The organism is Streptomyces viridochromogenes DSM 40736 (assembly GCF_000158955.1).
Classification (GTDB): domain Bacteria; phylum Actinomycetota; class Actinomycetes; order Streptomycetales; family Streptomycetaceae; genus Streptomyces; species Streptomyces venetus.
This window is the reverse complement of the sequence record NZ_GG657757.1, coordinates 1,860,939-1,887,582: the sequence shown is the minus strand read 5'-3', so window position 1 is coordinate 1,887,582 and position 26,644 is coordinate 1,860,939. Positions and strand designations below refer to the sequence as shown.

General features: G+C 71.2%; 24 protein-coding genes. 18 read left to right on the top strand and 6 right to left on the bottom strand.

All coding sequences use genetic code 11. From position 1 onward, the window contains the following. The coding region (locus SSQG_RS08230) for a PucR family transcriptional regulator ligand-binding domain-containing protein (protein WP_039932153.1) at positions 1–476 on the bottom strand (476 nt) is incomplete at its 3' end. 105 nt (positions 477–581) lie between these two features. Here SSQG_RS08230 and SSQG_RS08225 point away from each other — a divergent pair. Next, complete coding sequence (locus SSQG_RS08225; RefSeq protein ID WP_039932151.1) at positions 582–1,538, top strand: LLM class F420-dependent oxidoreductase; 957 nt, start codon at positions 582–584, stop codon at positions 1,536–1,538. Here the strand turns inward: SSQG_RS08225 and SSQG_RS08220 are convergent. Both SSQG_RS08220 and SSQG_RS08215 read right to left on the bottom strand, forming a co-directional pair. Next, positions 1,525–2,907 (bottom strand): FAD-binding oxidoreductase, encoded by a 1,383-nt coding sequence (locus SSQG_RS08220; protein WP_003989270.1) that lies wholly within the window; start codon positions 2,905–2,907, stop codon positions 1,525–1,527. The genes SSQG_RS08225 and SSQG_RS08220 overlap by 14 nt on opposite strands. 278 nt (positions 2,908–3,185) lie before the next feature. Then, positions 3,186–3,602: a hypothetical protein gene (locus SSQG_RS08215; protein WP_244299074.1), complete on the bottom strand. Its 417-nt coding sequence runs from the start codon at positions 3,600–3,602 to the stop codon at positions 3,186–3,188. Between the two features lie 687 nt (positions 3,603–4,289). Between SSQG_RS08215 and SSQG_RS08210 the strand changes: the two genes are divergently transcribed. The 3 genes from SSQG_RS08210 to SSQG_RS08200 all read left to right on the top strand — a co-directional run bounded on the left by SSQG_RS08210 (position 4,290) and on the right by SSQG_RS08200 (position 7,333). Beyond that, the gene (locus SSQG_RS08210) at positions 4,290–5,417 is read left to right on the top strand and encodes an AI-2E family transporter (protein WP_039932150.1); all 1,128 of its coding nucleotides are present in this window, start codon (positions 4,290–4,292) and stop codon (positions 5,415–5,417) included. Between the two features lie 98 nt (positions 5,418–5,515). Further along, complete coding sequence (locus SSQG_RS08205; protein ID WP_003989267.1) at positions 5,516–6,196, top strand: HdeD family acid-resistance protein; 681 nt, start codon at positions 5,516–5,518, stop codon at positions 6,194–6,196. A gap of 195 nt (positions 6,197–6,391) precedes the next feature. After that, on the top strand, positions 6,392–7,333 hold the full coding sequence (locus tag SSQG_RS08200) for a diacylglycerol/lipid kinase family protein (protein WP_244299072.1): 942 nt from the start codon (positions 6,392–6,394) through the stop codon (positions 7,331–7,333). Positions 7,334–7,548: 215 nt separating this feature from the next. Here SSQG_RS08200 and SSQG_RS08195 read toward each other — a convergent pair whose 3' ends face one another. Continuing rightward, positions 7,549–9,351 (bottom strand): glycoside hydrolase family 15 protein, encoded by a 1,803-nt coding sequence (locus tag SSQG_RS08195; protein WP_039932148.1) that lies wholly within the window; start codon positions 9,349–9,351, stop codon positions 7,549–7,551. A 529-nt stretch (positions 9,352–9,880) separates the two neighbouring features. Between SSQG_RS08195 and SSQG_RS08190 the strand changes: the two genes are divergently transcribed. The 10 genes from SSQG_RS08190 (at position 9,881) to SSQG_RS08140 (ending at position 22,355) form a co-directional block, all read left to right on the top strand. After that, positions 9,881–11,539, top strand: coding sequence for a CTP synthase (locus tag SSQG_RS08190; protein WP_003989264.1), 1,659 nt, complete (start codon positions 9,881–9,883; stop codon positions 11,537–11,539). A 95-nt stretch (positions 11,540–11,634) separates the two neighbouring features. Then, positions 11,635–12,261 (top strand): NUDIX domain-containing protein, encoded by a 627-nt coding sequence (locus SSQG_RS08185; protein ID WP_003989262.1) that lies wholly within the window; start codon positions 11,635–11,637, stop codon positions 12,259–12,261. A gap of 182 nt (positions 12,262–12,443) precedes the next feature. Beyond that, positions 12,444–14,528: a tetratricopeptide repeat protein gene (locus SSQG_RS08180; RefSeq protein WP_039932147.1), complete on the top strand. Its 2,085-nt coding sequence runs from the start codon at positions 12,444–12,446 to the stop codon at positions 14,526–14,528. Positions 14,529–14,664: 136 nt separating this feature from the next. Next, on the top strand, positions 14,665–15,789 hold the full coding sequence (gene ald / locus SSQG_RS08175) for an alanine dehydrogenase (protein ID WP_039932146.1): 1,125 nt from the start codon (positions 14,665–14,667) through the stop codon (positions 15,787–15,789). A 422-nt stretch (positions 15,790–16,211) separates the two neighbouring features. Beyond that, positions 16,212–17,339: a ParA family protein gene (locus SSQG_RS08170; RefSeq protein ID WP_078506824.1), complete on the top strand. Its 1,128-nt coding sequence runs from the start codon at positions 16,212–16,214 to the stop codon at positions 17,337–17,339. Next, positions 17,324–17,908 (top strand): hypothetical protein, encoded by a 585-nt coding sequence (locus SSQG_RS08165; RefSeq protein WP_039932143.1) that lies wholly within the window; start codon positions 17,324–17,326, stop codon positions 17,906–17,908. Before SSQG_RS08170 ends, SSQG_RS08165 begins: the two co-directional genes overlap by 16 nt. Positions 17,909–17,926: 18 nt before the next feature. Then, positions 17,927–19,234: a segregation/condensation protein A gene (locus SSQG_RS08155; RefSeq protein ID WP_063749154.1), complete on the top strand. Its 1,308-nt coding sequence runs from the start codon at positions 17,927–17,929 to the stop codon at positions 19,232–19,234. Further along, entirely contained in the window at positions 19,231–19,917 is a 687-nt protein-coding gene (scpB, locus tag SSQG_RS08150; RefSeq protein ID WP_003989256.1) for an SMC-Scp complex subunit ScpB, read from the top strand. Before SSQG_RS08155 ends, scpB begins: the two co-directional genes overlap by 4 nt. Then, complete coding sequence (locus SSQG_RS08145) at positions 19,917–21,035, top strand: pseudouridine synthase (protein WP_003989255.1); 1,119 nt, start codon at positions 19,917–19,919, stop codon at positions 21,033–21,035. Before scpB ends, SSQG_RS08145 begins: the two co-directional genes overlap by 1 nt. A gap of 300 nt (positions 21,036–21,335) precedes the next feature. Next, the gene (locus tag SSQG_RS08140) at positions 21,336–22,355 is read left to right on the top strand and encodes an ADP-ribosylglycohydrolase family protein (protein ID WP_003989254.1); all 1,020 of its coding nucleotides are present in this window, start codon (positions 21,336–21,338) and stop codon (positions 22,353–22,355) included. On the opposite strand, the gene SSQG_RS08135 is transcribed toward SSQG_RS08140, so the two are convergent. Both SSQG_RS08135 and SSQG_RS08130 read right to left on the bottom strand, forming a co-directional pair. After that, positions 22,356–23,048, bottom strand: coding sequence for a nucleotidyltransferase domain-containing protein (locus tag SSQG_RS08135; protein ID WP_003989253.1), 693 nt, complete (start codon positions 23,046–23,048; stop codon positions 22,356–22,358). Between the two features lie 22 nt (positions 23,049–23,070). After that, positions 23,071–23,508, bottom strand: a complete 438-nt coding sequence (locus SSQG_RS08130) for a Rieske (2Fe-2S) protein (RefSeq protein WP_003989252.1) — start codon at positions 23,506–23,508, stop codon at positions 23,071–23,073. 181 nt (positions 23,509–23,689) lie between these two features. Between SSQG_RS08130 and aroH the strand changes: the two genes are divergently transcribed. From aroH to SSQG_RS08110, 4 genes are all read left to right on the top strand, one after another. Then, positions 23,690–24,052 (top strand): chorismate mutase, encoded by a 363-nt coding sequence (gene aroH, locus SSQG_RS08125; RefSeq protein WP_003989251.1) that lies wholly within the window; start codon positions 23,690–23,692, stop codon positions 24,050–24,052. Beyond that, positions 24,049–25,134, top strand: a complete 1,086-nt coding sequence (locus SSQG_RS08120; protein WP_003989250.1) for a prephenate dehydrogenase — start codon at positions 24,049–24,051, stop codon at positions 25,132–25,134. The genes aroH and SSQG_RS08120 overlap by 4 nt, the downstream gene beginning before the upstream one ends. A gap of 135 nt (positions 25,135–25,269) precedes the next feature. After that, positions 25,270–25,932 (top strand): (d)CMP kinase, encoded by a 663-nt coding sequence (gene cmk, locus SSQG_RS08115; protein WP_425314983.1) that lies wholly within the window; start codon positions 25,270–25,272, stop codon positions 25,930–25,932. Further along, positions 25,929–26,576, top strand: a complete 648-nt coding sequence (locus SSQG_RS08110) for a lysophospholipid acyltransferase family protein (protein WP_039932142.1) — start codon at positions 25,929–25,931, stop codon at positions 26,574–26,576. The genes cmk and SSQG_RS08110 overlap by 4 nt, the downstream gene beginning before the upstream one ends. Positions 26,577–26,644: the final 68 nt, after the last annotated feature.

The window sequence follows — 26,644 nt, the reverse complement described above, 5'->3', positions numbered from 1 at the left end:
CACCGCCGGTGCACCTCCTCGGCCCGCTGCAGCAATGCGTAGTGGCCGTTGACGATCTCGGTGTGGATCTCCTCCGTGACCGTGACGAACGGCACCTCGCGATGCAGCTGGACGAGCGGCAGTCCGGCGGAGCGTGCCGTGTCGACGAGGGCGGCCGGCAGCCGTGGGAAGCGCGGCCCGAGCTCCACCACCAGGGCGGCGATGCCCCGCTCGGCCAGGGTGCGCACGAACGCCCGCTGCTCGGCCGGGCGGGTGCCGAGGCCGTAGCCCGTGGTCAGCAGCAGCTCGCCGCCCTTGAGCAGCGAGGCGATGTGCGGCACCTCGCCGGCGTGCACCCAGCGCACGGTGCGCCCGAGCCGCTCGGCGCCCGCCAGCACCTCCGGCAGCCCGCTGCGCAGCCCCGGCAGCTCCAGCGCCCGCTGCACGGTGATCCCGGCGCCCTGGGTGCCGTAGCCGCTGTCCGTCCCGCTGTCCATGTGCCGGACGCTACCCGCGTAGGTGCCTCACGGACATCTTCTGAGGGGCGCGGGGGCGATCAGGACACGGGATTACTGCGACAACGGCCGGGTACGGGCGCCGTCATGGATATCAGCGTGGTCGCGGTAGGGCGGGAGGACGACAGTCCCATCGAGGAGCCGTTGCGGGTCGCCATGCTCGCCGACCGGCTCGGGTACCGGGAGGTGTGGGCGGGCGAGGGAGCCACCTGGGACTCGTTCGTCCTGGCGACGGCGATCGGCGCGGCCACCGAACAGGCCGTGCTGACGGCCGGGCCCGTGCCGGTGAACGTGCGCGACCCGCTCACCATCGTCCGGGGCGCCGCCTCCACCGCGGCCGTCACCGGCCGGCCCGTCGGCGTGGCACTGGGCACCTCCAGCAAGCGGGTCGTCGAGGGCGTGCACGGCCGGCCTCGGACCCGGCCCGCCGCCACCCTCGCGGAGTCGGTGGCGGCCGTGAGCGCCCTCATGCACAGCGTGCCGGGTGAGCCGATCGTGCCCGGCAGCGGCTTCCTGCGCCGGCTGCCGCCGCCCGGCGGCATGGTCACCGTCGCGGCGTTCGGTGAGCGCGCGGTCGCCGCGGCCGTCGAACACGCCGACCGGATGCTGCTCGACATCGTCTCGCCCGAACAGGTCCGGATGCTGCGGGCCCGGATGCTCGCGGCCGCCGAGAAGGCGGGGCGCACGCCGCCGCGGCTGGCCTCGTGGCTGCCCGCCGCCGTGGACCCGAAGCCCGAGACGCTCCAGCAGGTCCTGCGCAGCGTCGTCGGCTACCTGCGGGTGCCGGGCTACAGCGACATGTTCGTCGACGCCGGGTTCGCCGAGATCGTGGAGCTGGCCGCCAAGGGCGCGGACCCGGACACCCTGCTGCGGGCCATGCCCCCGGAGGTCGCCGGCACGGTCGCCCTCGTCGGCGACGCCGACACCGTCCGCGCCCGCATCGACGCCTACGCCGAGGCCGGACTCGACGAGATCGCGCTGGTGCCCGCGACGGCGGGTGACCCGGCAGGGGAGCGGACGCTCGGGGCGCTCAGGCCGGCGTGATGTTGTGGTTGAAGCGGAACACGTTGTCCGGGTCGTAGCGCCGCTTCAGCTCCGCCAGCCGCCGGGTGTTCTCGGCGCCCAGACCGGCGACCACGCGCTCGTCGCCCTCGTCGCCGATGAAGTTGAGGTAGACCGCGCCGGTGCTCCACGGCCGCGTGCCTGCGCGTACGTCCCGCACCCACTGCCGGCACCGCTCGTCGTCCGCCGGGTCCTCCCAGACGGCGAAGGGATGCACCGCCCAGGGCGCGTCCCGGTAGGGCACCGGGTACTCGGGCGGCCCGGCCGCGATCGCGCCGCCCTGCGGGAACAACACGTGCTGGGTGCCGGTCGGCACGGGCACGGCCCCGGCGAGGGAGCAGAAGACGTCCACGAAGTCGTCGGGCGCGCCCGTCACGTACTCCGCCGACCAGTAGTTCCGCATCCCCGGCGGGTCGTCGATCATGCACTGGAGGTCGGCGTACGGGATCGCGCCGACGACCTCGGCCTCGTGCGGCAGGGCCAGCAGGGGCTGGGCGACCTTGCGCATGTCGTCCTCACCGCCGGCGTACGTCAGCAGCGCGACGCACACGAGCCGGCCGACCAGGTGCTCGGGGACGAACTCCTCCGGCGGGCCGGTGAGGTAGATGATGCCGCCGCCCGCCTCGTCGGGCGCGGAGGCGATCACCTCGCGGAAGGTGCGGACGGCGTCCGGGCCGTGCTCCGGGAGGAACAGCACCAACGCCATGGAGAACTCGGGCAGTTCGTGCAGCCGCAGCGTGAGCGCCGTGGCGACACCGAAGTTGCCGCCGCCGCCGTGCAGCGCCCAGAACAGGTCCGGGTTCTCGTCGGCGCTCGCGTGGACGCGGCTGCCGTCGGCGGTGACGAGCTCGACGGCGAGCAGGTTGTCGACGGCGAGCCCGCACCAGCGGTCCAGCCAGCCGGTGCCGCCGCCCAGCACGAAGCCGCCGACGCCCGTGGTGGACACCCGGCCGCCGGTCGTCGCCAGCTTGTACGGCTCGGTCGCCCGGTCCAGATGGCTCATCGTGGCCCCGCCCGCGACCCGGACCGCCTGCGCCGCCGGATCCACGGTCACCGCGTGCATCCGCCGCAGATCGACCACCACACCGCCGTCGTTGACCGCCATGCCCGCCACGCTGTGCCCCCCGCCGCGCACCGCGACGGGCAGGTCCAGCTCCCTGGCGAACCGCACGGCCCGCACCACGTCGTCCGCGTCGGCACACTGCGCGATGACCGCGGGCCGCCGGTCGATCATGCCGTTGAAGACGGCCCGGGCTTCGTCGTAGCCCGCGTCGTCCGGGGCGAACACATCGCCGCTCAGTTCCTCGCGCAGCGCGGCGAGAGCCGCACCCGCCTTCCAGAGGGGAGCCATGGCCGCCCCCTTCCGACCGGGGGGAATCGTCCTGTTCCAGCCTAGGCGGCCATGGCACGTCCGGCCCGTTGTAGGTTCCGGTGAGCCGTATCCCGGGGCGTTCGGGTGACCCGCGTTGTGCTGACTCGATGCGGGCTCGTGTCGGTGGCGCAGTCCCGTCTTGGCCAGGTACGCGATCAGGCGCCCGGTGGCGAGCCGCCCCGGGGCGTGGCGGTGTGGTGCTGCTCAGCCCTGGGCAGCGGGATGCATGGAGATCGGCCGTTCCTTCGGCCTAGCTCCTACCTGCCGGCCAGAGCTTCGGCTTCCGTACGGGCCCGCACCGCCTCCAGCGCAGCGTATTCCGCCTCCAGGATCGCGGAGCCGGCGTAGTCGATCGCGAACGACGCGTACCCCTCCGCGTCCTCCGCCTTGAGCTCGGCATGCTTCACGTCATGCTCGCCCTTGCGCTCCTGGAGATGGCTCTTGACCTTCGCCACGTGCTCCTGCCACTTGTTCCTTGCCTCTTCCATTGACGCAGCGGCAGCGGCCTTCTGCTCGGCTCCCTCACGGCGGAGTTGTTCTGCCCGCTGTTCCGTCTCCCGCTGAACCTGTTCGATCGCGGCCGCCAGATCCTCCTGGTCCTTGGCGATGGCACTCTGCACCTGCTCTTGGGCCTGCTTCGACCAATCCGTCAGTTGGTTGATGCGGTCCGTCATCTGCGTCATGGTCCTGCCCTTCCGATTGCTCTAAAAGGATGATTCTTATTAATTCGAACATATCCGGCGGGGGGATTGCTACTCCCCTGGAAGGGCCATGGCAGGCAGCGGACAGGCCGGGACGTCGGGGACGTTGGCCGTAGTCGCCACGCCCCGGGGCGGCTCGTCACCGGTCCCCCGATCGGCGGACTGAGCCTCCGCGGCGCGATGCACAGGCGTGGCCGGATGCGCCGCGCGGTTGTACGCCGCCGGTCTCGGTCAGCGACGCCGTGGACATGCGCGGGGGCGTGGCAGAGGTTAGATAAGAAGGGTGGTGGTCAACAGGTCAGATGATGTCGGAATCCCGCCGGAACTGTCTGTTCTGTGTGGACCGTTGGCCTGTGGCCGGTCGGACACCCACGTGCCTGTGCCGGATTCGTGGTCCATGCGCGTTCGAGAGCCGGGGTACGCCGGCACGCTGGTGGCCGCCGTGTTCTCCCGCGAGCACGTGTGCGAGCCGGTCAGACAGCCGGTTCGGGCGGGGCCCCCTCCGCTTGGTGCAACCAAGGCCGCCCAGCGGGCTGTTGCGCCCCTTTGTCTCCCCTGCGACCGTCGATGACGCAACCGGACCCCGGCCAGGAGCCGCAGTCGCCTGAAGGGCCCCCGCCTTCCGGAGCCGAGGCTGCGGAAGCGGGGGGTGCCGCCCGGATGCCCCGGTGGCTGCCTCGTGCCATGGTGCTGGCGCTTGCCCTGGTGGCCGCCTTCCAGCTGGGCAGTTGGGCGTTCCACAGGCTCACCGGTCTGCTGGTCGGCATTCTGATCGCGCTCTTCCTGGCGCTGGGGATCGAGCCGCCGGTCGGCCGCTTGGTCGCACGGGGGATGCGCCGGGGCCTGGCCGCCCTTCTGGTGTGCCTCGCCATGGTCCTTGGGGCGACGGGTTTCTTCTTGCTGTTCGGGTCGTTCCTGGCGGGCCAGATCAGCGACATCGTCGAAGACTTCCCGGGGTACTTCGACTCCTTCATCGGCTGGATCAACCGGACGTTCCACACGGAGCTGTCGCGGGCCGACATCCAGGGCCGACTGCTGCGCTCCGACTGGCTGCGGAGGTACGTACAGAAGAGCGCGGGCGGGGTGTTCGATTTCTCTGCTTCCGTGCTGGGCGGTCTGGTCCGGCTACTGACGATCTTCCTGTTCTCGTTCTACTTCGCCGCGGACGGCCCCCGGCTGCGCCGCGCGCTGTGCTCGCTGCTGCCACCGGCCAAGCAGAGCGAGGTGCTCCGGGCCTGGGAGATCGCGGTCGACAAGACAAGCGGGTACCTCTACTCCCGTGGGCTGATGGCCCTGATCTCCGCGGTCGCCCACTTCATCATGCTGGCACTGCTGGGCGTGCCGTACGCCCTGGCGCTCGCCGTGTGGGTGGGCGTGGTGTCGCAGTTCATCCCGGTCATCGGCACCTATCTGGCCGCGGCCGTGCCCATCGTGGCCGCGTTCGCCGTCGACCCCTGGTACGCGGTGGTGGTGCTGATCTTCGTCGTGATCTATCAGCAGGTCGAGAACTACCTGATCCAGCCGAAACTCACGTCCAAGACCGTGGACATCCATCCGGCGGTGGCCTTTGGCTCCGTGATCGCGGGCACCGCGCTGCTCGGTGTGGCCGGCACGCTGATCGCCATTCCGGTGGTGGCCACGTTGCAGACGTTTTTCAGTGCGTATGTGAAGCGGTACGACGTAGCGGATGATCTGGAGGAACAGGAAGGCCGGCGTTACCCGCCCGGGGACGGTCCGTCGCTGCGGGAGCGGCTGCGTGGGCCGCTGCGCCGCCGCGGTCGGTCCTGAGCGGGCTTGCGAAAGCCTCCGCCAGATGAAAGAGGACCAGGGATGGGTGACGATGGAGGTGTACCTGCCGACCGTGCTTTCCAGGAGGAGGCAGCGGCATGACGTATCCCTCCGATTCCTCTGGCACCGGCCCTCCGCGCGGCACCGAGCCACAAGACGCCCCCTTGACCGAAGGCCTCGGCGCCTTGGCGAACATGGGCTGGCAGATCCTGCTCACCACGGGCCTGGCCACGATCGCCCTGGGTATCGTGATCTTCGCCTGGCCGGATGAGACGCTGCGGGTTGTCGGCGTACTCTTCGGCATCTACCTGCTGGCCACCGGCGTCTTCCAGCTGGCAGCCGCCTTCGGCACGCACGTCCCCCGGCATCTTCGGGTGCTGCACTTCCTCACGGGCGCGCTCTCCGTCCTGCTGGGGCTGATCTGCTTCCGGGGCACCGTGCAGTCGATCTTTCTGCTCGCCCTGTGGATCGGCTTCAGCTGGCTGCTGCGCGGCATCACGGTGACGGCTGCGGCGGCCTCCGCCGAGGACACGCCGGCACGCGGCTGGCAGCTGTTCTACGGGATCATCAGCACTCTGGCGGGCATCGTGCTGATCGTCTCGCCGTTCACCTCGATCGCCGCACTCACCATGGTGGTGGCCGTCATGGCCGTGGTCCTGGGGGTGGTCGAGGTGTTCCAGGCCATCAGGATGCGCGTCGAAGTCGGCCGCCTCGCACCGGGGGGCGGCACTGCCTCCGAGCGGCGGCCCCTGTTCCACCGTCCCCACCCCCAGCACTGATCACGGCGGAGACCCCGAGACCCCGCTTCGGCGGCGCTCCTGGACTTGGGCGCGCGCGGCGCGCGGCGTCTGCGCGGCTGCCGCAGCGCACGGATGCGCCGTCAACCCGCCCACCCGGGGACGCCGCCACACCGTCGTTTCCTACGTCGACCGGGTGGCCGAAGGCCGGCCTGAGCAGCGAGAGGGGGTGCGGTGATGGCCGATGCCCGGACCCGTGCCCGGGCGGTGATCGTGACGAATCCACGCTCGGGCGGCGGCAAGACCGCTCGTTACGGCCTGGTACAGCGGGCCGAGGACATGGGAGCCCAGGTCTGGACGACCAGTGCGGAAGGGGACGCGACGTCGCTCGCGCAGAAGGCCGTCGAGGCGGGTGCGCAGGTGCTGGGGGTCGCGGGCGGTGACGGCACCGTGTCGGCGGTCGCCGCCGTGGCCGCCGACACGGGCCGGTCGCTGGTCGTGGTTCCGGCGGGCACCCGCAATCACTTCGCCCGGGACCTGGGCCTTGATCTGCGCGATCCGGGGCGGGGGCTGGACGCTCTGGTCGACGGTGAGCCCGCGCAGGTGGACCTGGGGGTGCTCGGCTCGCGTGTCTTCGTCAACAACGTCTCTTTCGGTATGTACGCCGACGCCCTGCTGGAGCCCGGGTACCGGGAGGACAAGCCGCGCGCGTTCACCGCGGTGGCGCCCGACTACGTCACGGGCAAGCAGTGGGTCGAGGCCCGCGTGGACACACCATCGGGGACCGTTGAGTTCCCGCAGGTGGTGCTGATCTCCAACAACCCTTACCACCTGGCAACACCGCGCTGGCTGGGTCGTCGCTTCTCGCTCGCCACGGGACAGCTGGGCGCCATCGTCCTCAAGCGCCCGACTCAGGCGCCCCCAGACCTCCTGCGGCACCTGCGCGGCGAACTACGACAGCACAAGCGCGGTGCCGGCCCGGCGGGTGAAGGGGTTGTCGTCTGGTCGGCTCCCGGCATCACGCTGCACGGTGACGTCCGGCACCTGGACGCGGGCATCGACGGCGAAGCGGTGCGGCTTCCTCTTCCCGTAGTGTGCGGAATTCGGCCGGGCGCCCTGCGGGTGCTGCTGCCGAAGAACCGGCCAGGGATCCCGCCCGAGCGCGCGGTGCGCCACTGAACGGAAGCTTTCGGCAGGTATCCCTGAGGCTCACAGCCTCACCCGTGCGCTACGAACCCGGGCGAGGCGCGGACGAGCCCGAAAGCGACCTGCAGCCGCTCCAGCCGCGACTCGTAGATCACGTGGTCGCATGAATCCCGCTGCCGTGTCGTATCCGACATGGCGACGACATCGCCGCGCGGAACACGACACGGGAAACGGGAACCTGCACCCGTTCAGCCGCCGTACGCCCCCGAAGCCGTCAGACGCAGCGCCGTGTCGATCAGCGGCACGTGGCTGAACGCCTGGGGGAAGTTGCCGACCTGGCGCTGGAGGCGGGGGTCCCACTCCTCGGCCAGCAGCCCGAGGTCGTTGCGCAGCGAGAGCAGCTTCTCGAAGAGCTTGCGGGCCTCGTCCACACGGCCGATCATCGCGAGGTCGTCGGCCATCCAGAACGAGCAGGCCAGGAACGCCCCCTCGTCGCCGGGCAGACCGTCGACGCCCTCGTCACCGCCTGAGGTCGGGTAGCGCAGGATGAAGCCGTCCGGCGTGGACAGCTCCCGCTGGATCGCCTCGATGGTGCCGATGACCCGCTTGTCGTCCGGCGGCAGGAAGCCCATCTGCGGGATCAGCAGCAGGGAGGCGTCCAGCTCCTTCGAGCCGTAGGACTGCGTGAAGGTGTTGCGCTCCTTGTCGTAACCCCTCTCGCAGACGTCCCGGTGGATGTCGTCGCGCAGTTCCTTCCAGCGCTCCAGCGGGCCGTCCGCGTCTCCGGACTCGATCAGCTTGATGGTGCGGTCGACCGCGACCCAGGCCATCACCTTGGAGTGCACGAAGTGGCGGCGCGGGCCGCGCACCTCCCAGATGCCCTCGTCCGGGTCCTGCCAGTGGTCCTCCAGGTAGCGGATCAGCTTGAGCTGGAGAAGGGAGGCGTAGTCGTTGCGCGCGAGACCCGTCATGTGGGCCAGGTGCAGGGCCTCGGTGACCTCGCCGTAGACGTCCAGCTGGAGCTGGTGCGCGGCGCCGTTGCCGACCCGGACCGGGGTCGAGTTCTCGTAGCCCGGCAGCCAGTCCAGCTCCGCCTCGCCGAGCTCCCGCTCACCGGCGATGCCGTACATGATCTGCAGGTTCTCCGGGTCGCCGGCCACCGCCCGCAGCAGCCACTCGCGCCAGGCGCGGGCCTCCTCGCGGTAGCCGGTGCGCAGCAGCGAGGACAGGGTGATCGCCGCGTCGCGCAGCCAGGTGTAGCGGTAGTCCCAGTTGCGGACACCGCCGATGTCCTCCGGCAGGGAGGTGGTGGGCGCGGCGACGATGCCGCCGGTCGGGGCGTACGTCAGGGCCTTCAGCGTGATCAGCGAGCGGACCACGGCCTCCCGGTAGGGGCCGTGGTACGTGCAGTGGTCGACCCACTCGCGCCAGAAGTCCTCGGTCGCCTCCAGCGACTGCTCCGGCTCGGGCAGCGACGGCGGCTCCTTGTGGGAGGGCTGCCAGGAGATCGTGAACGCGATCCGGTCGCCCGGGGCGACCGTGAAGTCCGCGTACGTCGTGAGCGACTTGCCGTAGGTCTCGGCGGATGTGTCGAACCACACGGAGTCGGGACCCGCGACGGCCACCGTGCGCCCCTCGTGCTTGTGCACCCACGGCACCACCCGCCCGTAGGAGAACCGCATCCTGAGCGCCGAGCGCATCGGCACCCGGCCGGAGACGCCCTCCACGATCCGGATCAGCTGCGGGGCGCCGTCACGCGGCGGCATGAAATCCGTCACCCGGACCGTGCCCCGCTGGGTGTCCCACTCGGACTCCAGGATCAGCGAGTCACCGCGGTAGCTGCGCCGCGCGGCGGTGGGCGGCTGCTGGTCGGAGGCGTACGCGGGGCCGAGCCGCCAGAAGCCGTGCTCCTCGTTGCCCAGCAGCCCGGCGAAGATGGCGTGCGAGTCGAAGCGGGGCAGGCACAGCCAGTCGACTGTCCCGTCCCGGCAGACCAGGGCAGCGGTCTGCATGTCTCCGATGAGTGCGTAGTCTTCGATGCGCCCGGCCACGTGCAACTCCAGTCGAACGGCCACGTCACCCCACGAGGGGGCTGTCGCTAGTGCGGTCAAGGGGGTTTTCAGCAGTCTTGCAATGCGTCGTTGAGCGATGAAGCAAAACAGGTCGCCCAGCCGTGATGCAAAGCGCCAATTGTTGCTCAACGAACTGACGAGCTCACCTTGTTCCGGTGCTTACGGGCGGGGGGTGGTGCCGTTGGGCCGGGCGCGCTCGGCAGCGAGTGTCCGAGCAGGATACGACGCACGCAGATGATCTGGGGGCCGCTCCGGGCAAGCCGGGTACGCCGAACGAGTGAGCAATGGGTGAGGGACCGGTGACCGGGGCGGTCTCCGTGGCGATCCGTGCGCGGAGCGTGGCCGGAAGCCGGTGCCCCGAGGCGCTGATACGCTGGTAGCCCGTGGACCGGTGGGCCCCATCCCTGACAGGGAACCCCCGAACCGCAGCGACGGCAACCCCCGGAAACCTCCGGCAGGCAGCCGCACCGCACCCCCAGACCGCGACCACGGGAGCCCCGTCTTGGCCATGCCGCCCGCCGCATTTCGTAATTCGACGACCAAGCACATCTTCGTCACCGGGGGTGTCGCCTCCTCTCTCGGCAAGGGCCTGACGGCCTCCAGCCTCGGCATGCTGCTCAAGGCCCGGGGTCTGCGTGTCGTGATGCAGAAGCTCGACCCGTACCTGAACGTGGACCCGGGCACGATGAACCCCTTCCAGCACGGTGAGGTGTTCGTCACCAACGACGGCGCCGAGACCGACCTGGACATCGGCCACTACGAGCGCTTCCTCGACCGCGACCTGGACGGCTCCGCCAACGTCACCACCGGCCAGGTCTACTCGACGGTGATCGCCAAGGAGCGGCGCGGCGAGTACCTGGGCGACACCGTGCAGGTCATCCCGCACATCACCAACGAGATCAGGCACCGCATCCGCCGTATGGCGACGGACGAGGTCGACGTCGTGATCACCGAGGTCGGCGGCACGGTCGGCGACATCGAGTCGCTGCCGTTCCTCGAGACCGTCCGCCAGGTCCGTCACGAGGTCGGCCGTGACAACGTCTTCGTCGTCCATATCTCGCTCCTGCCGTACATCGGCCCCTCGGGTGAGCTGAAGACGAAGCCCACCCAGCACTCGGTTGCGGCCCTGCGCAACATCGGTATCCAGCCGGACGCGATCGTGCTCCGCTGCGACCGCGAGGTGCCCACCGCGATCAAGCGGAAGATCTCGCTGATGTGCGACGTCGACGAGGCCGCCGTGGTCGCCTGCCCCGACGCCCGCTCGATCTACGACATCCCGAAGACCGTGCACGGCGAGGGCCTGGACGCCTACGTGGTCCGCAAGCTGGACCTGCCGTTCCGTGACGTGGACTGGACGACCTGGGACGACCTGCTCGACCGCGTCCACAACCCCGACCACGAGATCACGCTCGCGCTCGTCGGCAAGTACATCGACCTGCCCGACGCCTACCTCTCGGTCACCGAGGCGCTGCGCGCCGGCGGCTTCGCCAACCGGGCCCGCGTGAAGATCAAGTGGGTCACCTCCGACGACTGCAAGACCCCGGCCGGTGCCGCCCAGCAGCTCGGCGACGTCGACGGCATCTGCATCCCCGGCGGCTTCGGCGACCGCGGTGTGCTCGGCAAGGTCGGCGCGATCAAGTACGCCCGCGAGAACAAGATCCCGCTGCTCGGCCTCTGTCTCGGCCTGCAGTGCATCGTCATCGAGGCCGCGCGCCACCTGGCCGAGATCCCGGACGCCAACTCCACCGAGTTCGACCCGGCCACCGGCCACCCGGTCATCTCCACCATGGCCGAGCAGCTCGACATCGTCGCCGGTGAAGGGGACATGGGCGGCACCATGCGGCTCGGCATGTACCCGGCGAAGCTGGCCGAGGGCTCGATCGTGCGCGAGGTGTACGACGGCAAGGAGTACGTCGAGGAGCGGCACCGGCACCGCTACGAGGTGAACAACGCCTACCGCGCCGAGCTGGAGAAGAGGGCGGGCATCCTGTTCTCCGGCACCTCGCCGGACGGCAAGCTCGTCGAGTACGTCGAGTACCCGCGCGACGTCCACCCGTACCTGGTCGCGACCCAGGCGCACCCGGAGCTGCGCTCGCGGCCGACGCGTCCGCACCCGCTGTTCGCCGGGCTCGTCAAGGCCGCGGTCGAGCGGAAGACTTCGAAGTAACACACCAGTTGTACGGTGGCCGGGGTGCATCCCTTCAAAAGGTGTGCACCCCGGTTTCTTTCGGCACCTCGGGTTGGGCACGTGGAAGGACAGGCATGACGATCAAGGACACCCCGGAGGAGTGGGAGATCCGAGCGACGGACACCCCCTTCGTGGGCAACAAGACCTCCGTCCGCACCGACGACGTGGTCATGCCCGACGGCACCGTGGTCGGCCGGGACTACCAGGTCCACCCCGGCTCCGTGGCCGTCCTCGCGCTCGACGAGGCCGACCGCGTCCTGGTCCTGCGCCAGTACCGCCACCCCGTGCGCCACAAGCTGTGGGAGATCCCGGCCGGACTGCTCGACGTCCCCGGCGAGAACCCGCTGCACGCCGCGCAGCGCGAGCTGTACGAGGAGGCGCACGTCAAGGCCGAGGACTGGCGGGTGCTGACCGACGTCTACACCACGCCGGGCGGCTGCGACGAGGCCGTACGGATCTTCCTCGCCCGCGATCTGTCCGAGGCCGAGGGCGAGCGCTTCGCGGTCGAGGAGGAAGAGGCCGACATGGAGCTCGACCGGGTTCCGGTCGGGGACCTCGCCCGTGGTGTGCTGGCCGGCGAACTGCACAACAACTGCCTCGTCGTGGGCGTCCTCTCCCTGATCGCCGCGCGGTCCGGCGACGGTCTGGACGCGCTGCGCCCGGCCCAGGCACCGTGGCCGGCGCGTCCGTTCGAGGCATGAAGGGGCTCTCCGTCCGGCCCCGCTCCCCGCGTGGTGTGAAGATCGGCTGATCCGATCGGGCGAAGTGTCCGCCGAGCCCGCCGTGCTCCGCCCGGAACGTTGCAGAGCGTGAACTAGGCTCTGTAGCACGCCCGGACCGGAGTCCCGGCGGGCTTGTGCGTGGTGGGACGGGAGTGTGGCCCGTGACGGATCAGGTCGTGGAGACAGGCGACGTGCGGCTGACCGGGCACGCTTGCGGGGAACGCCGGTTCCTGGGACGCACACGGGAGTTGAAGGAACTGCGCGCCGACATCGAGCGCGCCGGACTGGACACCCTCGCGGGCCGCAAAGCCCCCCGCGCGCGGGTACTGCTCATCGCCGGCCGGCCCGGGTCGGGGCGCACCGCACTCGCCGAGGAACTCGTACGGCAGGTCGCCGGCGCATACCCGGACGGGGTCCTGCGCGCCCGGCTGACCGACCCCGACGGCACCCCCGTACCCGTCGAGCGCGCCGCCCGCGACCTGCTCGCCGCCCTCGACGAGGACGCCCCGGCCGGAGCCTCGGAAGACGACCTCACCGACGCCCTGCGCACCGCACTGGCCGACCGCCGGGCCCTGCTCCTGCTGGACGACGCGGACGCCGCCGAGCAGGTCGACGCCCTGCTGCCCGACACCCCGGACTGCCTGGTCGTCGCGGTCTCCGAGGGCCCGCTGACCGGCATCTCCGACGTCCGCCCCTGCACCCTGGGCGGCCTGGACGCCAAGTCCGGGGTGGAACTGCTCTCCCGGCACACCGGCTCGGTCCGCATCACCGTCGACCCCCGGGCCGCCGAAGGCCTCGCCGAGGAGTGCCAGGGGCAGCCGGCCGCGCTGATGCTGGCGGGCGGCTGGCTCGCCGCCCGCCCCAAGGCGGCCGTCTCCGACCTCGCCAAGCAGCTGCGCGCCGAGGACGACGAGGGCACCGCGCTGAGCCGGGTCTTCCGCCTCGCCTACGCCGCCCTGCCCACCACCGCCGCCCGGATGCTGCGCCTGCTCGCCCTCGCCCCGGCCGGACTCGTCGACCCGCAGACCGCCTCCGCACTCGCCGGCTGCTCGGTCGACAGCGCCCGCACCGTCCTGGACGACTTCGTCGCCCTCGGCTTCCTGCACGCGGTGGACTCACCGATCCCGCAGTACGAGGTGCCCGGCTGCCTCTACCCCCTGCTGCGCGTCCTCGTCGAGCACCACGAGCGCCCGGCCGAGCGCCGGCTGGCCGGGGCACGCATGCTGGAGCGGACCGTACGGCTGCTCCAGTCCTGCCGGGCGATCACCGAGACCGACAGCCCCCAGGCACGCCAGAAACTCCTCGACATGCCGCGCGCCCTGCGCTTTCCCACCCCGAGGGCGGCCGCCGACTGGCTGCGCCTGACCCGGCCCGCCCTGCTGGCCTCGGCCCGGCTCGCGGTCCTCGACGGGGAGCTGGACACCCTGGCCCGGCGGCTGATGTCCCAGCTGGTGCGGGCGATGGTCGCGCACGTCGGCACCCAGGCGGCGGCGCCCGACCTGTACGTCATCCACAACCTGGTCCTCGACGTGGCCGAGCGCCTGGAGCTGCCCCGCGAACGCGCCGCCGCCCTGCTCAACCTCGGCGACCTCGACGCCCGGAGCGGCCGCACGGCCGACGCGCTGGTGCGCTACCGGGCCGCGCTGGACGCCGGACGCGAGGTGAACGATCCGTACGCGACCGGCCGCGCGATGGAATCCGTAGGGGGCGCGCACCTGGAACTCGGCGACTTCGACCGGGCCGCCGACTGGTTCGGCCGGGCCCTGGCCGAGCGGCTCGCCCGGGGCGAGCGCGAGGACGCCGCCCGGCTGTACGGGCGGATCGCCTCCGCCCACACCTACGCGGGCCGCTACGGCGAGGCCCTGCGGAACTGGCGCTCGGCGATCACCGGCCACCGCCGCAACGGTGACGTGGCCGCGCAGGCGCGGGCCATGAGCGAGTTGGCGCGGGTCCAGGAGTACGCGGGCCGGCCCGAGGAGTCGCTGCGCACCTGCCGAGAGGCCGTGGAGTGGGCCCGGCGGGCCGAGGACACGCGGTTGCAGGCCGCGCTGCACCTGCGGGTCGCCGACACCCTCGACCACCTCGGCGACCCCGCGTCGGCCCGGCTGCACCGGGGAGCCTCCGAGCGGCTGCTGGGGGAGCAGCAGGACGGGAACGACCAGCCCCTGGAGGCCCTCTTCGCCGACTCAAACCTGAAACCTCGACCTGACGCCTGCGAAATCCGTAGTGCATCCGAGGAAGATTGATGCAATGAAAGGCTAGACAGCGGGAACACCTTCATTAGACTGGCTCCGCCGCACGTTCTCCTGCGGTCTCTCCCGGTGTGCCCGAGCGTGCCCGGGTATGCCTAGTAATGCCCCCATACCCTCTGAGCCAAGGACCGTGATCGACGTGAAGGTCGGCATCCCCCGCGAGGTCAAGAACAACGAGTTCCGGGTGGCCATCACCCCCGCCGGCGTGCACGAGCTGGTGCGTCATGGCCACCAGGTCGTCATCGAGCGCGGCGCCGGCGTCGGCTCCTCGATCGTGGACGAGGAGTACGTCGCAGCCGGTGGCCGGATCCTGGACACCGCCGACAAGGTGTGGGCCACCGCCGACCTCCTGCTGAAGGTCAAGGAGCCCGTCGCCGAGGAGTACCACCGCCTCCGCAAGGACCAGACGCTCTTCACCTACCTGCACCTCGCCGCATCCAAGGAGTGCACGGACGCCCTCCTGGAGTCCGGGACCACGGCCATCGCCTACGAGACGGTCGAGCTGCCCAGCCGAGCGCTGCCGCTGCTCGCCCCGATGTCCGAGGTCGCGGGCCGGCTGGCCCCGCAGGTCGGCGCCTACCACCTGATGCGCGCCAACGGCGGCCGGGGTGTGCTGCCCGGCGGTGTCCCCGGCGTCCTGGCCGGCCGGGCCGTCGTCATCGGCGGCGGTGTCTCCGGCTGGCAGGCGGCGCAGATCGCCATCGGCCTGGGCTTCCACGTGACCCTGCTCGACAAGGACGTCAACAAGCTCCGCGAGGCCGACAGGATCTTCGGCACGAAGATCCAGACCGTCGTCTCCAACACCCTGGAGCTGGAGAAGGCCTGCCTGGAGGCCGACCTCGTCATCGGCGCGGTGCTGATCCCCGGCGCCAAGGCCCCGAAGCTGGTCACCAACGAGCTGGTCTCGCGGATGAAGCCCGGAAGTGTCCTTGTCGACATCGCGATCGATCAGGGCGGCTGCTTCGAGGACTCCCGTCCGACCACCCACGCCGAGCCGACCTTCCAGGTCCACAACTCGGTCTTCTACTGCGTCGCCAACATGCCCGGCGCCGTGCCCAACACCTCCACCTACGCGCTGACCAACGCCACGCTGCCCTACATCGTCGAGCTGGCCAACCACGGCTGGGCGGGCGCGCTGCGCCGCGACCCGGCGCTGGCCAAGGGCCTCAACACCCATGACGGCAAGGTCGTTTACCGGGAGGTCGCCGAGGCGCACGGCGCGGAGCACGTGGAGCTGTCCTCGCTGCTCGGCTGAGCCCGCGCCGCCTCCGTGGGCCGGTAAATCAACCAAGTCACCAACAGGTAAAGGCGATACGTCAACACGGGTCGTCAATGCCGCGCACCCGGCCGGACCTTGCCCGCAAGGTCCGGCCGGATGTGTGTATGGTCACTTCGCGGTTCTCGAGCAACTCGCCTCGAACGTAACCCTTCAACCGATTCGCACACCGGTGAAACCTGCCGTGCGACGGCCGTACGCCCTTGACAGCGGGATGTTTCATTGCCGACACATCGGGCCGGGTCCGGCGGATTGTGTTGCTGCGGACGCCCGACACGCCATAGAGTCGCCAACCGTCGGCATGGTGCCACGCTGACCTGTCTAGAAGTTTCCTGGTCACCAAGGAGGTAAGACGACTTGTGAATGAGTCGACATTTACTCCCGGGGGTGGCCAACCAGGAATGCCTGCACGGGACCAGGCGCCCGCGGGGTTCGCGGCTGTCGGCTCCGTCGCTGTGCGCACCTTCGCAGCCCACCAGAGTCAGCAGACGACTCACACTGCACACCAGAAGATGGATGGCCATCACGTGAACGCCATGGCCGGCGACGGAAGTGGCGCGCCCCACAACCACTTCGCCGACTACGACGAACTGCCCGAGGGGCACTTCTACGACCCCGACGCGGAGTACGAGCCCGACCCCGAGTACGCGGCCACTCTCGCGCCCGACGCGGCCAGACAGCGCCGGGAGCGTATCGGTCCGACCGGGCGTCCGCTGCCGTACTTCCCGATCCCGGGCCCGCTGGGCGACCACGGACCCGCGAAGATCATCGCGATGTGCAACCAGAAGGGCGGCGTCGGCAAGACGACGTCGACCATCAACCTGGGTGCCGCGCTCGCGGAGTACGGACGCCGGGTCCTGCTCGTGGACTTCGACCCACAGGGCGCGCTGTCGGTCGGACTCGGCGTCAACCCGATGGAACTCGACCTCACCGTCTACAACCTGCTCATGGAGCGGGGCATGGCGGCCGACGAGGTGCTGCTGAAGACGGCGGTCCCCAACATGGACCTGCTGCCCAGCAACATCGACCTGTCGGCGGCCGAGGTCCAGCTCGTCTCCGAGGTCGCCCGCGAGTCGACGCTCCAGCGCGCCCTGAAGCCGCTGCTGGACGACTACGACTTCATCGTCATCGACTGCCAGCCCTCGCTCGGCCTGCTCACGGTCAACGCCCTGACGGCCGCGCACAAGGTGATCGTGCCGCTGGAGTGCGAGTTCTTCGCGCTGCGCGGTGTGGCCCTGCTGACGGAGACCATCGAGAAGGTCCAGGAACGGCTCAACCCCGAGCTGGAACTCGACGGGATCCTGGCCACGATGTACGACTCGCGCACGGTGCACAGCCGTGAGGTGCTCGCGCGGGTCGTCGAGGCGTTCGACGACCACGTCTACCACACGGTCATCGGGCGCACGGTCCGCTTCCCGGAGACCACGGTCGCCGGTGAACCGATCACCACGTACGCCTCCAACTCCGTCGGCGCCGCCGCCTATCGCCAGCTCGCCAGGGAGGTGCTCGCCCGGTGTCACGCCGAGTGAGTCTGCCGGGGGCCGACGAACTCTTCCGTACGACAGGGGGGATGGGGCTGCAGTCGTCCACGCCCAGGCGCCAGGCCAACGGCGACGCCAGGGTGCCCGCTCCGGCGGGGGAGGGCGACGCGGCGGCGGCCGCGGAGGACGCGCCGCAGTCGGTGCCCGCGCAGGGCGGTGACGGTGAGGGCGCGGAGCATGTCGCGGCGGACGCGGACCCGGCCGAGGCCGGGGAGTCCCGCAGCCGGGGCGCGGAGCGCTCCGGCTCCGCCCGCCGGCAGGCGGCGCAGGAAGGTTCTGCCGCCGGGGCCGCCGGGGCCGCCGCGGCGCCTCGCAAGCGTGGGAGGCAGGCCTCGCGCCGCCCCAGCGGCCGTGAGCGGCACGACGAGAAGATCACGGTCTATGTGTCGGCCGAGGAGCTGATGGACCTGGAGCACGCCCGTCTCGTGCTCCGCGGTGAGCACGGCCTGGCCGTCGACCGCGGCCGCATCGTCCGCGAGGCGGTCGCCGTGGTCCTCGCCGACCTGGAGACCCGCGGAGACGCCAGCATCCTCGTACGACGGCTGCGCGGGCGGTAGCGATAGCCTGCGGGGGCCATGACCTCGAACGCCTCCCCACCACCCACCGGCCAGTCCGGCCGCAGGCGTGCGCTCGGGCGAGGGCCGGGGGTTCCGCCGGCCGAACCGGTGGCGGACCCGGCGGCTGAGCCCACGCGGCCCGTGCCGCCGGAGACGGCGCCCGTGGCTTCGCCGGTCGAGTCGGTCGCACCGGCCGAGTCGGCCGAGGCGGCTGTGCCGGACGAACGGGGTGAGCCGGGCGAACGGGTCGAGTGGGACGAGCCGGACGAACGGGTCGAGTTGGTCGAGCCCGACGAGCCCGCTGGGTTGGTCGAGCCGGTCGAGCCGATCGCGTCGGTGGAACCGGCTGTGCCCGTCGAGTCGGTGGCGGTGGTCGGGGCGAGTGTGTCGCCCGTGGCGGCGGTGGCCGGTTCGGCCGCAGTGGGGGCCGGGGCCGTGGGCCCGGCAGCGGAGCCGCGGCACGCCGTCAAGGCGCCGACCGGTGACGGCGACGGTGATGGCGAAGGCGCCGCCGACGACGGAGTCTTCAAGGTCCGGCTCGCCAACTTCGAAGGCCCCTTCGACCTGCTGCTCCAGCTGATCTCCCGGCACAAGCTGGACGTCACCGAGGTCGCGCTGTCCAAGGTGACCGACGAGTTCATGGCGTACATCCGGGCGATGGGGCCGGACTGGGACCTGGACGAGACGACCGAGTTCCTCGTCGTCGCGGCCACCCTGCTGGATCTGAAGGCAGCCCGGCTGCTGCCCGCCGCCGAGGTGGAGGACGAGGCCGACCTCGCGCTGCTCGAAGCCCGGGACCTGCTGTTCGCCCGGCTGCTCCAGTACCGGGCCTACAAGCAGATCGCCGACATCTTCAACGGGCGCCTCGACGACGAGGCCCGGCGCTACCCCCGCACCGTCGGGCTCGAACCCCAGCACGCCGAGCTGCTGCCCGAGGTCGTCATCAGCATCGGCGCGGAGGGGTTCGCCAAGCTCGCCGTGAAGGCGATGCAGCCCAGGCCCAAGCCGCAGGTGTACGTCGACCACATCCACGCCCCGCTGGTCAGCGTGCAGGAGCAGGCCGGGATCGTCATCGCCCGGCTCAGGGAGCTCGGCGAGGCCAGCTTCCGGGCCCTCGTCGAGGACACCGACGACACCCTGACGGTCGTCGCCCGCTTCCTCGCCCTGCTGGAGCTGTACCGCGAGAAGGCGGTGGCGCTGGAGCAGGAGGCCGCGCTCGGGGAACTGCTCGTGCGCTGGACCGGCGGGGACGGCGACGAGACCCCGACCGTCACCGACGAGTTCGACCGGCCGCCCGAGCCGCCGAAGGAGGAGAAGACGGAGTGAGTGAGGAAACCAGGGAGCTTCCGCCCGGCCTGCGCACCGTCGCCGACCTCGACCTCAAGCCCGCTCTGGAGGCGGTCCTCATGGTCGTGGACGAGCCCGCGACCGAGGAACACCTCGCGAAGATCCTCGACCGGCCACGCCGGCAGATCGCGGACGCCCTGCGCGAGCTGGCCGACGAGTACACCGTCCAGAGACGCGGCTTCGAGCTGCGGTTCGTCGCGAACGGCTGGCGGTTCTACACCCGCGCCGCGTTCGCGCCCGCCGTCGAGCGCTTCGTGCTGGACGGCCAGCAGGCCCGCCTCACCCAGGCCGCCCTGGAGACCCTGGCCGTCGTCGCCTACCGGCAGCCGGTCAGCCGCAGCCGGGTCTCGGCCGTGCGCGGAGTGAACTGCGACGGTGTCATGCGCACCCTCCTCCAGCGCGGCCTGATAGAGGAGGCGGGCACGGAACCCGAAACAGGTGCGATCCTGTACAGGACGACGAACTACTTCCTGGAGCGGATGGGCCTGCGCGGTCTGGACGAGCTCCCGGAGCTCGCGCCCTTCCTCCCGGAGGCGGAGGCGATCGAGGCCGAGACCCAGGAGGGCGTACCGTCGTTCGACCCGGACGCGCCTGACGACGACGTGCCGGGCCGCCCGGGGAGCCCGGGGACCCACGACGAAGACGACCAGACGGAACTTTGATGCGAAGCAGCAGCGGCAGGAACAGCAGCGGAAACAACGGCGGGAGCCGTGGTGGCAACAGCGGCGGCCGCGGCGGGAGTGGTGGTGGTCGCGGCAACTTCCGCGGCGCCGGCAACAACCGCGACGACAAGCAGGGCAGCGGCCGTCCGAAGAAGCCGCGCCCGGAGGAGCGCCGCTACGACGTGGGCCCCGGGGCCACGAAGGACGGCCCCAAGTCCGGACGCGGCGGCTCCGCGCGCGGCGGCGCCAAGGGCGGGCCCAAGCAGCCCCAGAAGCAGGGGCGTACGGCCCCGGCGCGCCCGCGTGAGTACGAGGCGCAGGTCGAGGAGCGCAACCGCGACCGGTACGCCGGGAAGAAGGAGGTCAAGCTCCCGAAGACCTTCCCCGGCGCCGAGCAGGAGGGCGAGCGGCTCCAGAAGGTCCTCGCCCGCGCGGGCTTCGGCTCCCGGCGTGCCTGCGAGGAGCTGATCGAGGAGGCCCGGGTCGAGATCAACGGCGAGATCGTCCTGGAGCAGGGACGGCGCGTCGACCCGGAGAAGGACGAGATCAAGGTCGACGGCCTGACCGTCGCCACCCAGAGCTACCAGTTCTTCTCGCTGAACAAGCCCGCCGGTGTCGTGTCGACGATGGAGGACCCGGAGGGCCGGCAGTGCCTCGGCGACTACGTCACCAACCGCGAGACCCGGCTCTTCCACGTCGGCCGGCTCGACACCGAGACCGAGGGCGTGATCCTGCTCACCAACCACGGCGAGCTGGCCCACCGGCTGACTCACCCGAAGTACGGCGTGAAGAAGACCTACCTCGCGCACATCGTCGGCCCCATCCCGCGCGACCTGGGCAAGCAGCTCAAGGACGGCATCCAGCTGGAGGACGGCTACGCCCGCGCGGACCACTTCCGGGTGGTCCAGCAGACCGGCAAGAACTACCTCGTCGAGGTCACCCTCCACGAGGGCCGCAAGCACATCGTGCGCCGGATGCTCGCGGAGGCCGGCTTCCCGGTCGACAAGCTGGTCCGGGTCGCCTTCGGGCCGATCACCCTGGGCGACCAGAAGTCGGGCTGGCTGCGGCGGCTGTCCAACACGGAGGTGGGCATGCTGATGCAGGAAGTCGACCTCTAGGGCCTGTCGTTTGGATCATGTCGGCGTCGCGGGGCGTGGCACGCACATCTGCCGCGTTGTCGTCGGGTTGTCAACTCCCCCACGCTCGGCTTCGCTCGCGCGGGCGGTGCCCCCATCGCGTTGACGCCCTCCTCCGCCTTGCATCTGCACGCACCACGCCCCGCTCGGGTCGGCCGAGAGGCGCAGTCGCTCTCGGCCGACCTGATCCAAACGACAGGCCCTAGACGTCACGCCGGTACGCCGAGGGCCGTGAGCTCCCCGCACCCCTGCAGGGGTGCGGGGAACGGAAGGACGCCTGACATGACCACGCTCGTCCACAAGCAGGCCGCCACGGGAGCGCTCACGGGCCTCGCGCTGGGGGACGCGCTGGGGTACCCGACCGAGTTCGACAGCGTGTCGTCGATCCTGGCGAAGTGCGGGGACTGGCGGGAGCTCGCGCTGCCGACGCCGGCGATCGTCAGTGACGACACGCAGATGACGTTGGCCCTCGGGTGGGGGGTGCGGACGGCGATGGACCGTGGCCTGCTCACGCCCAAGCGGATGGAACGGCCGGTGCGCGAGGAGTTCGTCGACTGGTATCAGTCGCCGCAGAACAACCGGGCTCCCGGCCGCACCTGCCTCAAGGCCTGCTCGATACTGAAGGACGAGGGCCGCCCCTGGCAGGACGCCAGCCAGATCCACTCCAAGGGCTGCGGCGCCAACATGCGCGTCGCCCCCCTGGGCCTGATCCAGGGGCTGAGCGACGAACAGCGCGCGGGCGCCGCCCAGTTGCAGTCGGGCCTCACCCATGGGCATCCCACCGCGCTCGCCGCGTCCGACCTCACCGCGCACGCCGTACGGCTGCTCGCGCAGGGCGCCGAGCCCGCCGGGCTGACCGGGCTGCTGCGCTCGTACGCCCGGGAGAACCGCAGCCACTACCACGAGCGCTGGCTGGGCGATCTGTGGCGCCGGGCCGAGGACCCGAGCCCCGAGCAGTTCATCGCGCGCGGCTGGGACGAGTGCCTGGCGATCCTCGACCGGCTGGAGCACGCCGTACGCACCGTCTCGCCCGAGACGGACCCGTGCCTGGCCACGGGGGAGGGCTGGATCGCCGAGGAGGCCCTGGCGACCGGACTGCTGTGCTTCCTGCTCTTCGCCGACGAGCCGGTGACGGCCCTGCGGCGCGCCGCCTGCACGGCCGGTGACTCGGACTCGATCGCCTGTCTGACGGGCGCGTTCGCCGGCGCGTACCTGGGCGCGGAGGCCTGGCCGGGCGAGTGGGCCGACCGGGTCGAGTACCGGACCGACCTGCTGACCCTCGGGGCGCTCTGGGACGCCTGATCAGGCGACCGGCCGGAGGGCCGAGGCGCGGCGGACGCGGGTCAGGAAGTCCTCCACGCGCCGCCGGTCCGGTTCGGCCGGCAGGGGGCTGTGGTGGGCGGCCCGCTCGGTCTCCCGCTCCAGGCGCGTCATCCAGGAGTCGATCCCGGACCAGGGCACCTCGCCCCGCTTCACCGCGAGCAACGGCTCGCGGTGGACGCCGACGTCGACCGCGAGCGTGCCCGTGCGCAGCAGGTCGCGGGTGCTGATCAGCAGGCGCAGCAGATGCATCGCGTGCTTCCAGCGGGGAGCACCGTGGACGCGGACGTCGGCCTCCAGCTTGCGGCGCTGGCCGTGGGCGTACCCGGTGAACGTCTCGTGGACCCGCCGGGAGAGGAACGCCTCACGCAGGGCGAGCAGCTCGCGCCCGGTGTCGTCGGCGTACTCCACCAGCGGGGAGTGCAGGCACTCCAGAATGTTGGGGTTGGCGCGCAGGGCCAGCTCGCAGAAGCGCTCCAGCTCCCAGCTGAACTGCTCCTCGGCCGGGCCCTCGACATGCGTCGGCGGCTTGTCGAAGCGCCAGAACAGCGGAGTGGGAGCCAGGAACACGCCACGGCGGTCGGTGTCGCTGCCCTCCGTCGCCAGGCCGAAGGCGCGCGAGCCCATCACACAGGCGTAGATCGTGTGGTCGCGCACCAGGGTTTCGGACTGCATGACCGGGAGCGTACGCGGACGCTCACGTCAGGCGAATCGAGTTTCCCTGCACGGTGATCTGCTCGGCGGGCAGCGGCTGGGTCGCTGGACCGTGGGCCACCGAGCCGTCGGCGACACGGAACCTGCTGCCGTGGCAGGGACAGTTGATCGTGCCGTCGGAGACCGACCCCACCGTGCAGTGCTGGTGGGTGCAGATCGCCGAGAAGGCCTTGAAACTGCCCTGCTCCGGCTGGGTCACCACGACCTTCTGGGCCTCGAAGATCTTGCCGCCGCCGACCGGGATCTCGTCGGTGGACGCCAGCTCCTGGCCGCCCGGGGCGGTCGTCGCCCCCGGGTCGGTGGGGGAGCTCGTCGACGTGGAGCCGCTGTCGTCGCCTCCGCCACAGGCCGCGACGAACGCCGCCGCGCCTGTCGCGCCCGTCGCGAGGAGGACCGTGCGCCGCGTGGTCTCGTGGGTCATGTCGTCACTCCGAAGACGCCGAAGAGGGGATGAACCGGAATTTTCCGCATCACGGCTCCGAAAATACCCAAGGAACGGTAATCCCGGTGTCTCATCGGGTGGGCGTCGTGCATCCCGGCCGCACGGGCTGACTAGGCTGGACGGTCGTAGAGCGACACGCACGTGAGCAAGGAGCATCGCCGTGGCGGTACGAGCGGTCCGGGGCGCCGTCCAACTCGAACGGGACGAGGCCGGGCACATGGACGAGCAGGTCGGAGCCCTGCTCACAGCCATCCTGGAGCGCAACGACCTCACCGCCGACGAGCTGATCAGCATCTGGTTCACGGCCACGCCCGACCTGCACAGCGACTTCCCGGCGGCGGCCGCGCGCAAGCTCGGCATCGTCGACGTACCGCTGATCTGCGCCCAGGAACTGGACATCGAGGGCGCCATGCCGCGTGTCGTCCGCGTCCTCGCGCACATCGAGTCGGACCGGCCCCGGGCCGACATCGCCCACGTCTACCTCGGCTCCGCCGCGGCCCTGCGCAAGGACATCGCCCAGTGAGGACCGCACTCGTCATCGGCACCGGGCTCATCGGCACGTCCGCGGCGCTCGCCCTGTCCCAGCGGGGTGTCACCGTGCACCTCGCCGACCACGCCCCCGAGCAGGCCCGTACGGCGGCCGCGCTCGGCGCAGGCACCGACGAGGCGCCGGACGGGCCCGTCGACCTCGCGATCGTCGCCGCCCCGCCCGCCCACGTGGCGGACGTGCTCGCCGACGTCATGAGCCGCGGCGCGGCGCGCGGCTACCTCGACGTCGCCAGCGTCAAGGGCGGGCCGCGCCGCGAGTTGGAGTCGCGCGGCCTCGACCTCGCGGCGTACATCGGTACGCACCCCATGTCGGGCCGCGAGAAGTCCGGCCCGCTCGCCGCGACCGGCGACCTCTTCGAGGGCCGCCCCTGGGTGCTCACCCCGACCCGGGACACCGACACCGAGGTGCTGAACCTCGCCCTGGAACTGGTCTCGCACTGCCGTGCCGTGCCGGTCGTGATGGACGCCGACGCCCACGACCGTGCCGTCGCCCTCGTCTCCCACATGCCCCACCTGGTCTCCAGCCTGGTCGCCGCGCGCCTGGAGCACGCGGAGGAGGCCGCCGTACGGCTGTGCGGGCAGGGCATCCGGGACGTGACCCGGATCGCCGCCTCCGACCCCCGGATGTGGATCGACATCCTCTCCGCGAACCCCGGGCCGGTCGCCGACCTGCTCACGGACGTCGCCGCCGACCTGGAGGAGACCGTGCAGGCCCTGCGCGCCCTCCAGTCCTGCGACGACCACAAGCGCAGCGCGGGCACCACCGGCATCGAGGACGTCCTGCGGCGCGGCAACGCCGGCCAGGTCCGCGTCCCCGGCAAGCACGGGTCCGCGCCGCGGGCCTACGAGGTCGTGGCCGTCCTGATCGACGACCAGCCGGGACAGCTGGCCCGGATCTTCGCGGACGCGGGGATGGCCGGGGTCAACATCGAGGACGTGCGGATCGAGCACGCGACGGGGCAGCAGGCCGGTCTGGTGCAGCTGATGGTGGAGCCGAAGGCGGCCCCCGTCCTGACCGCGGCGCTGCGGGAGCGGGGCTGGGCCATCAGGCAGTGACGCCTGCCGCATGCGGTCGGCCGACGCGCGGCCGGACGAGTGACGCGAACCCAGTAACCTTGTGCGGGGCAGTCGCGCCCTCACCCCCGCCGACCCGGTTTCAGGAAGGTCCCCACAGTGGAAAGCGCCACGCCAGTGATTGTCGCCATCGACGGCCCGTCCGGCACGGGCAAGTCGAGCACCTCGAAGGCCGTGGCGGCGCAGCTCGGGCTGAGCTACCTGGACACCGGCGCCCAGTACCGGGCGATCACCTGGTGGATGGTGAGCAACGGAATCGACATCGACGACCCGGCCGCGATCGCCGCCGCGGCAGGCAAGCCCGAGATCGTCTCCGGCACCGACCCGCAGGGCCCCACCATCTTCGTCGACGGCGTCGACGTGGCCGGCCCGATCCGCACCCAGGAGGTCACCTCCAAGGTCAGCGCGGTCAGCGCGGTGCCCGAGGTGCGCGCCCGGATCACCGAGCTGCAGCGCACGATCGCCGCCTCCGCGGAGCAGGGCATCGTGGTCGAGGGCCGTGACATCGGCACGACCGTGCTGCCGGACGCCGACCTGAAGATCTTCCTCACCGCCTCCCCGGAGGCGCGTGCCGCCCGCCGCAGCGGCGAGCTGAAGGGCTCCGACGTCCACACCACCCGCGAGGCCCTGATCAAGCGGGACGCGGCCGACTCCAGCCGTAAGACCTCGCCGCTCGCCAAGGCGGGGGACGCGGTCGAGGTGGACACCACCGAGCTCACGCTGGCTCAGGTCATCGAGTGTGTCGTGACCCTCGTCGAGGAGAAGCGGGCCGGGAAGTGACCGAGGTGCCTTCGGCGCGCAGCGCCGACGTCGGGCGGCGTATCGGCGTCGGCCTGATGTACGGGCTGTGGAAGCCGCGCGTGCTCGGCGCCTGGAAGGTGCCCACGCACGGCCCGGTGATCCTCGCGGTCAACCACTCCCACAACATAGACGGCCCGATGGTCATGGGCGTGGCGCCCCGGCCGACGCACTTCCTGATCAAGAAGGAGGCGTTCGTCGGCCCCCTCGACCCGTTCCTGACCGGCATCGGCCAGCTGAAGGTGGACCGCGACACCACCGACCGCACGGCGATCACCAGGGCGCTCGGCGTGCTGGAGAACGGCGGCGTGCTGGGCATCTTCCCCGAGGGCACCCGGGGCGAGGGCGACTTCGCCTCGCTGCGCGCCGGGCTCGCGTACTTCGCGGTGCGCAGCGGCGCCCCGATCGTGCCGGTCGCCGTGCTGGGAAGTTCCGACAGGGGCGGACGGTTGATAAAGGGGCTGCCCCCGCTGCGGTCCCGTGTGGACGTCGTCTTCGGCGAGCCCTTCGAGGCGGGCGACGGCAGCGGACGGCGGACACGCACGGCGCTGGACGAGGCGACCGGGCGCATCCAGAAGCAGCTCGCCGCCCACCTGGAAAACGCAAGGCGCTTCACCGGGCGCTAGGCAACACTGAGTAGTGGATCACCCCGGAACCGCGGGTACTCCACCGACCACCACGATGAACTACGAGG

What these genes read in the sequence shown, in the direction of transcription:
- SSQG_RS08225 (WP_039932151.1), top strand. Translation starts at nt 582, where the DNA reads ATGGATATCAGCGTGGTCGCGGTAGGGCGGGAGGACGACAGTCCCATC.
- SSQG_RS08220 (WP_003989270.1), bottom strand. Translation starts at nt 2,907, where the DNA reads ATGGCTCCCCTCTGGAAGGCGGGTGCGGCTCTCGCCGCGCTGCGCGAG.
- SSQG_RS08215 (WP_244299074.1), bottom strand. Translation starts at nt 3,602, where the DNA reads ATGACGGACCGCATCAACCAACTGACGGATTGGTCGAAGCAGGCCCAA.
- SSQG_RS08210 (WP_039932150.1), top strand. Translation starts at nt 4,290, where the DNA reads ATGCCCCGGTGGCTGCCTCGTGCCATGGTGCTGGCGCTTGCCCTGGTG.
- SSQG_RS08205 (WP_003989267.1), top strand. Translation starts at nt 5,516, where the DNA reads ATGACGTATCCCTCCGATTCCTCTGGCACCGGCCCTCCGCGCGGCACC.
- SSQG_RS08200 (WP_244299072.1), top strand. Translation starts at nt 6,392, where the DNA reads ATGGCCGATGCCCGGACCCGTGCCCGGGCGGTGATCGTGACGAATCCA.
- SSQG_RS08190 (WP_003989264.1), top strand. Translation starts at nt 9,881, where the DNA reads ATGCCGCCCGCCGCATTTCGTAATTCGACGACCAAGCACATCTTCGTC.
- SSQG_RS08185 (WP_003989262.1), top strand. Translation starts at nt 11,635, where the DNA reads ATGACGATCAAGGACACCCCGGAGGAGTGGGAGATCCGAGCGACGGAC.
- SSQG_RS08170 (WP_078506824.1), top strand. Translation starts at nt 16,212, where the DNA reads ATGCCTGCACGGGACCAGGCGCCCGCGGGGTTCGCGGCTGTCGGCTCC.
- SSQG_RS08155 (WP_063749154.1), top strand. Translation starts at nt 17,927, where the DNA reads ATGACCTCGAACGCCTCCCCACCACCCACCGGCCAGTCCGGCCGCAGG.
- SSQG_RS08145 (WP_003989255.1), top strand. Translation starts at nt 19,917, where the DNA reads ATGCGAAGCAGCAGCGGCAGGAACAGCAGCGGAAACAACGGCGGGAGC.
- SSQG_RS08140 (WP_003989254.1), top strand. Translation starts at nt 21,336, where the DNA reads ATGACCACGCTCGTCCACAAGCAGGCCGCCACGGGAGCGCTCACGGGC.
- SSQG_RS08135 (WP_003989253.1), bottom strand. Translation starts at nt 23,048, where the DNA reads ATGCAGTCCGAAACCCTGGTGCGCGACCACACGATCTACGCCTGTGTG.
- SSQG_RS08130 (WP_003989252.1), bottom strand. Translation starts at nt 23,508, where the DNA reads ATGACCCACGAGACCACGCGGCGCACGGTCCTCCTCGCGACGGGCGCG.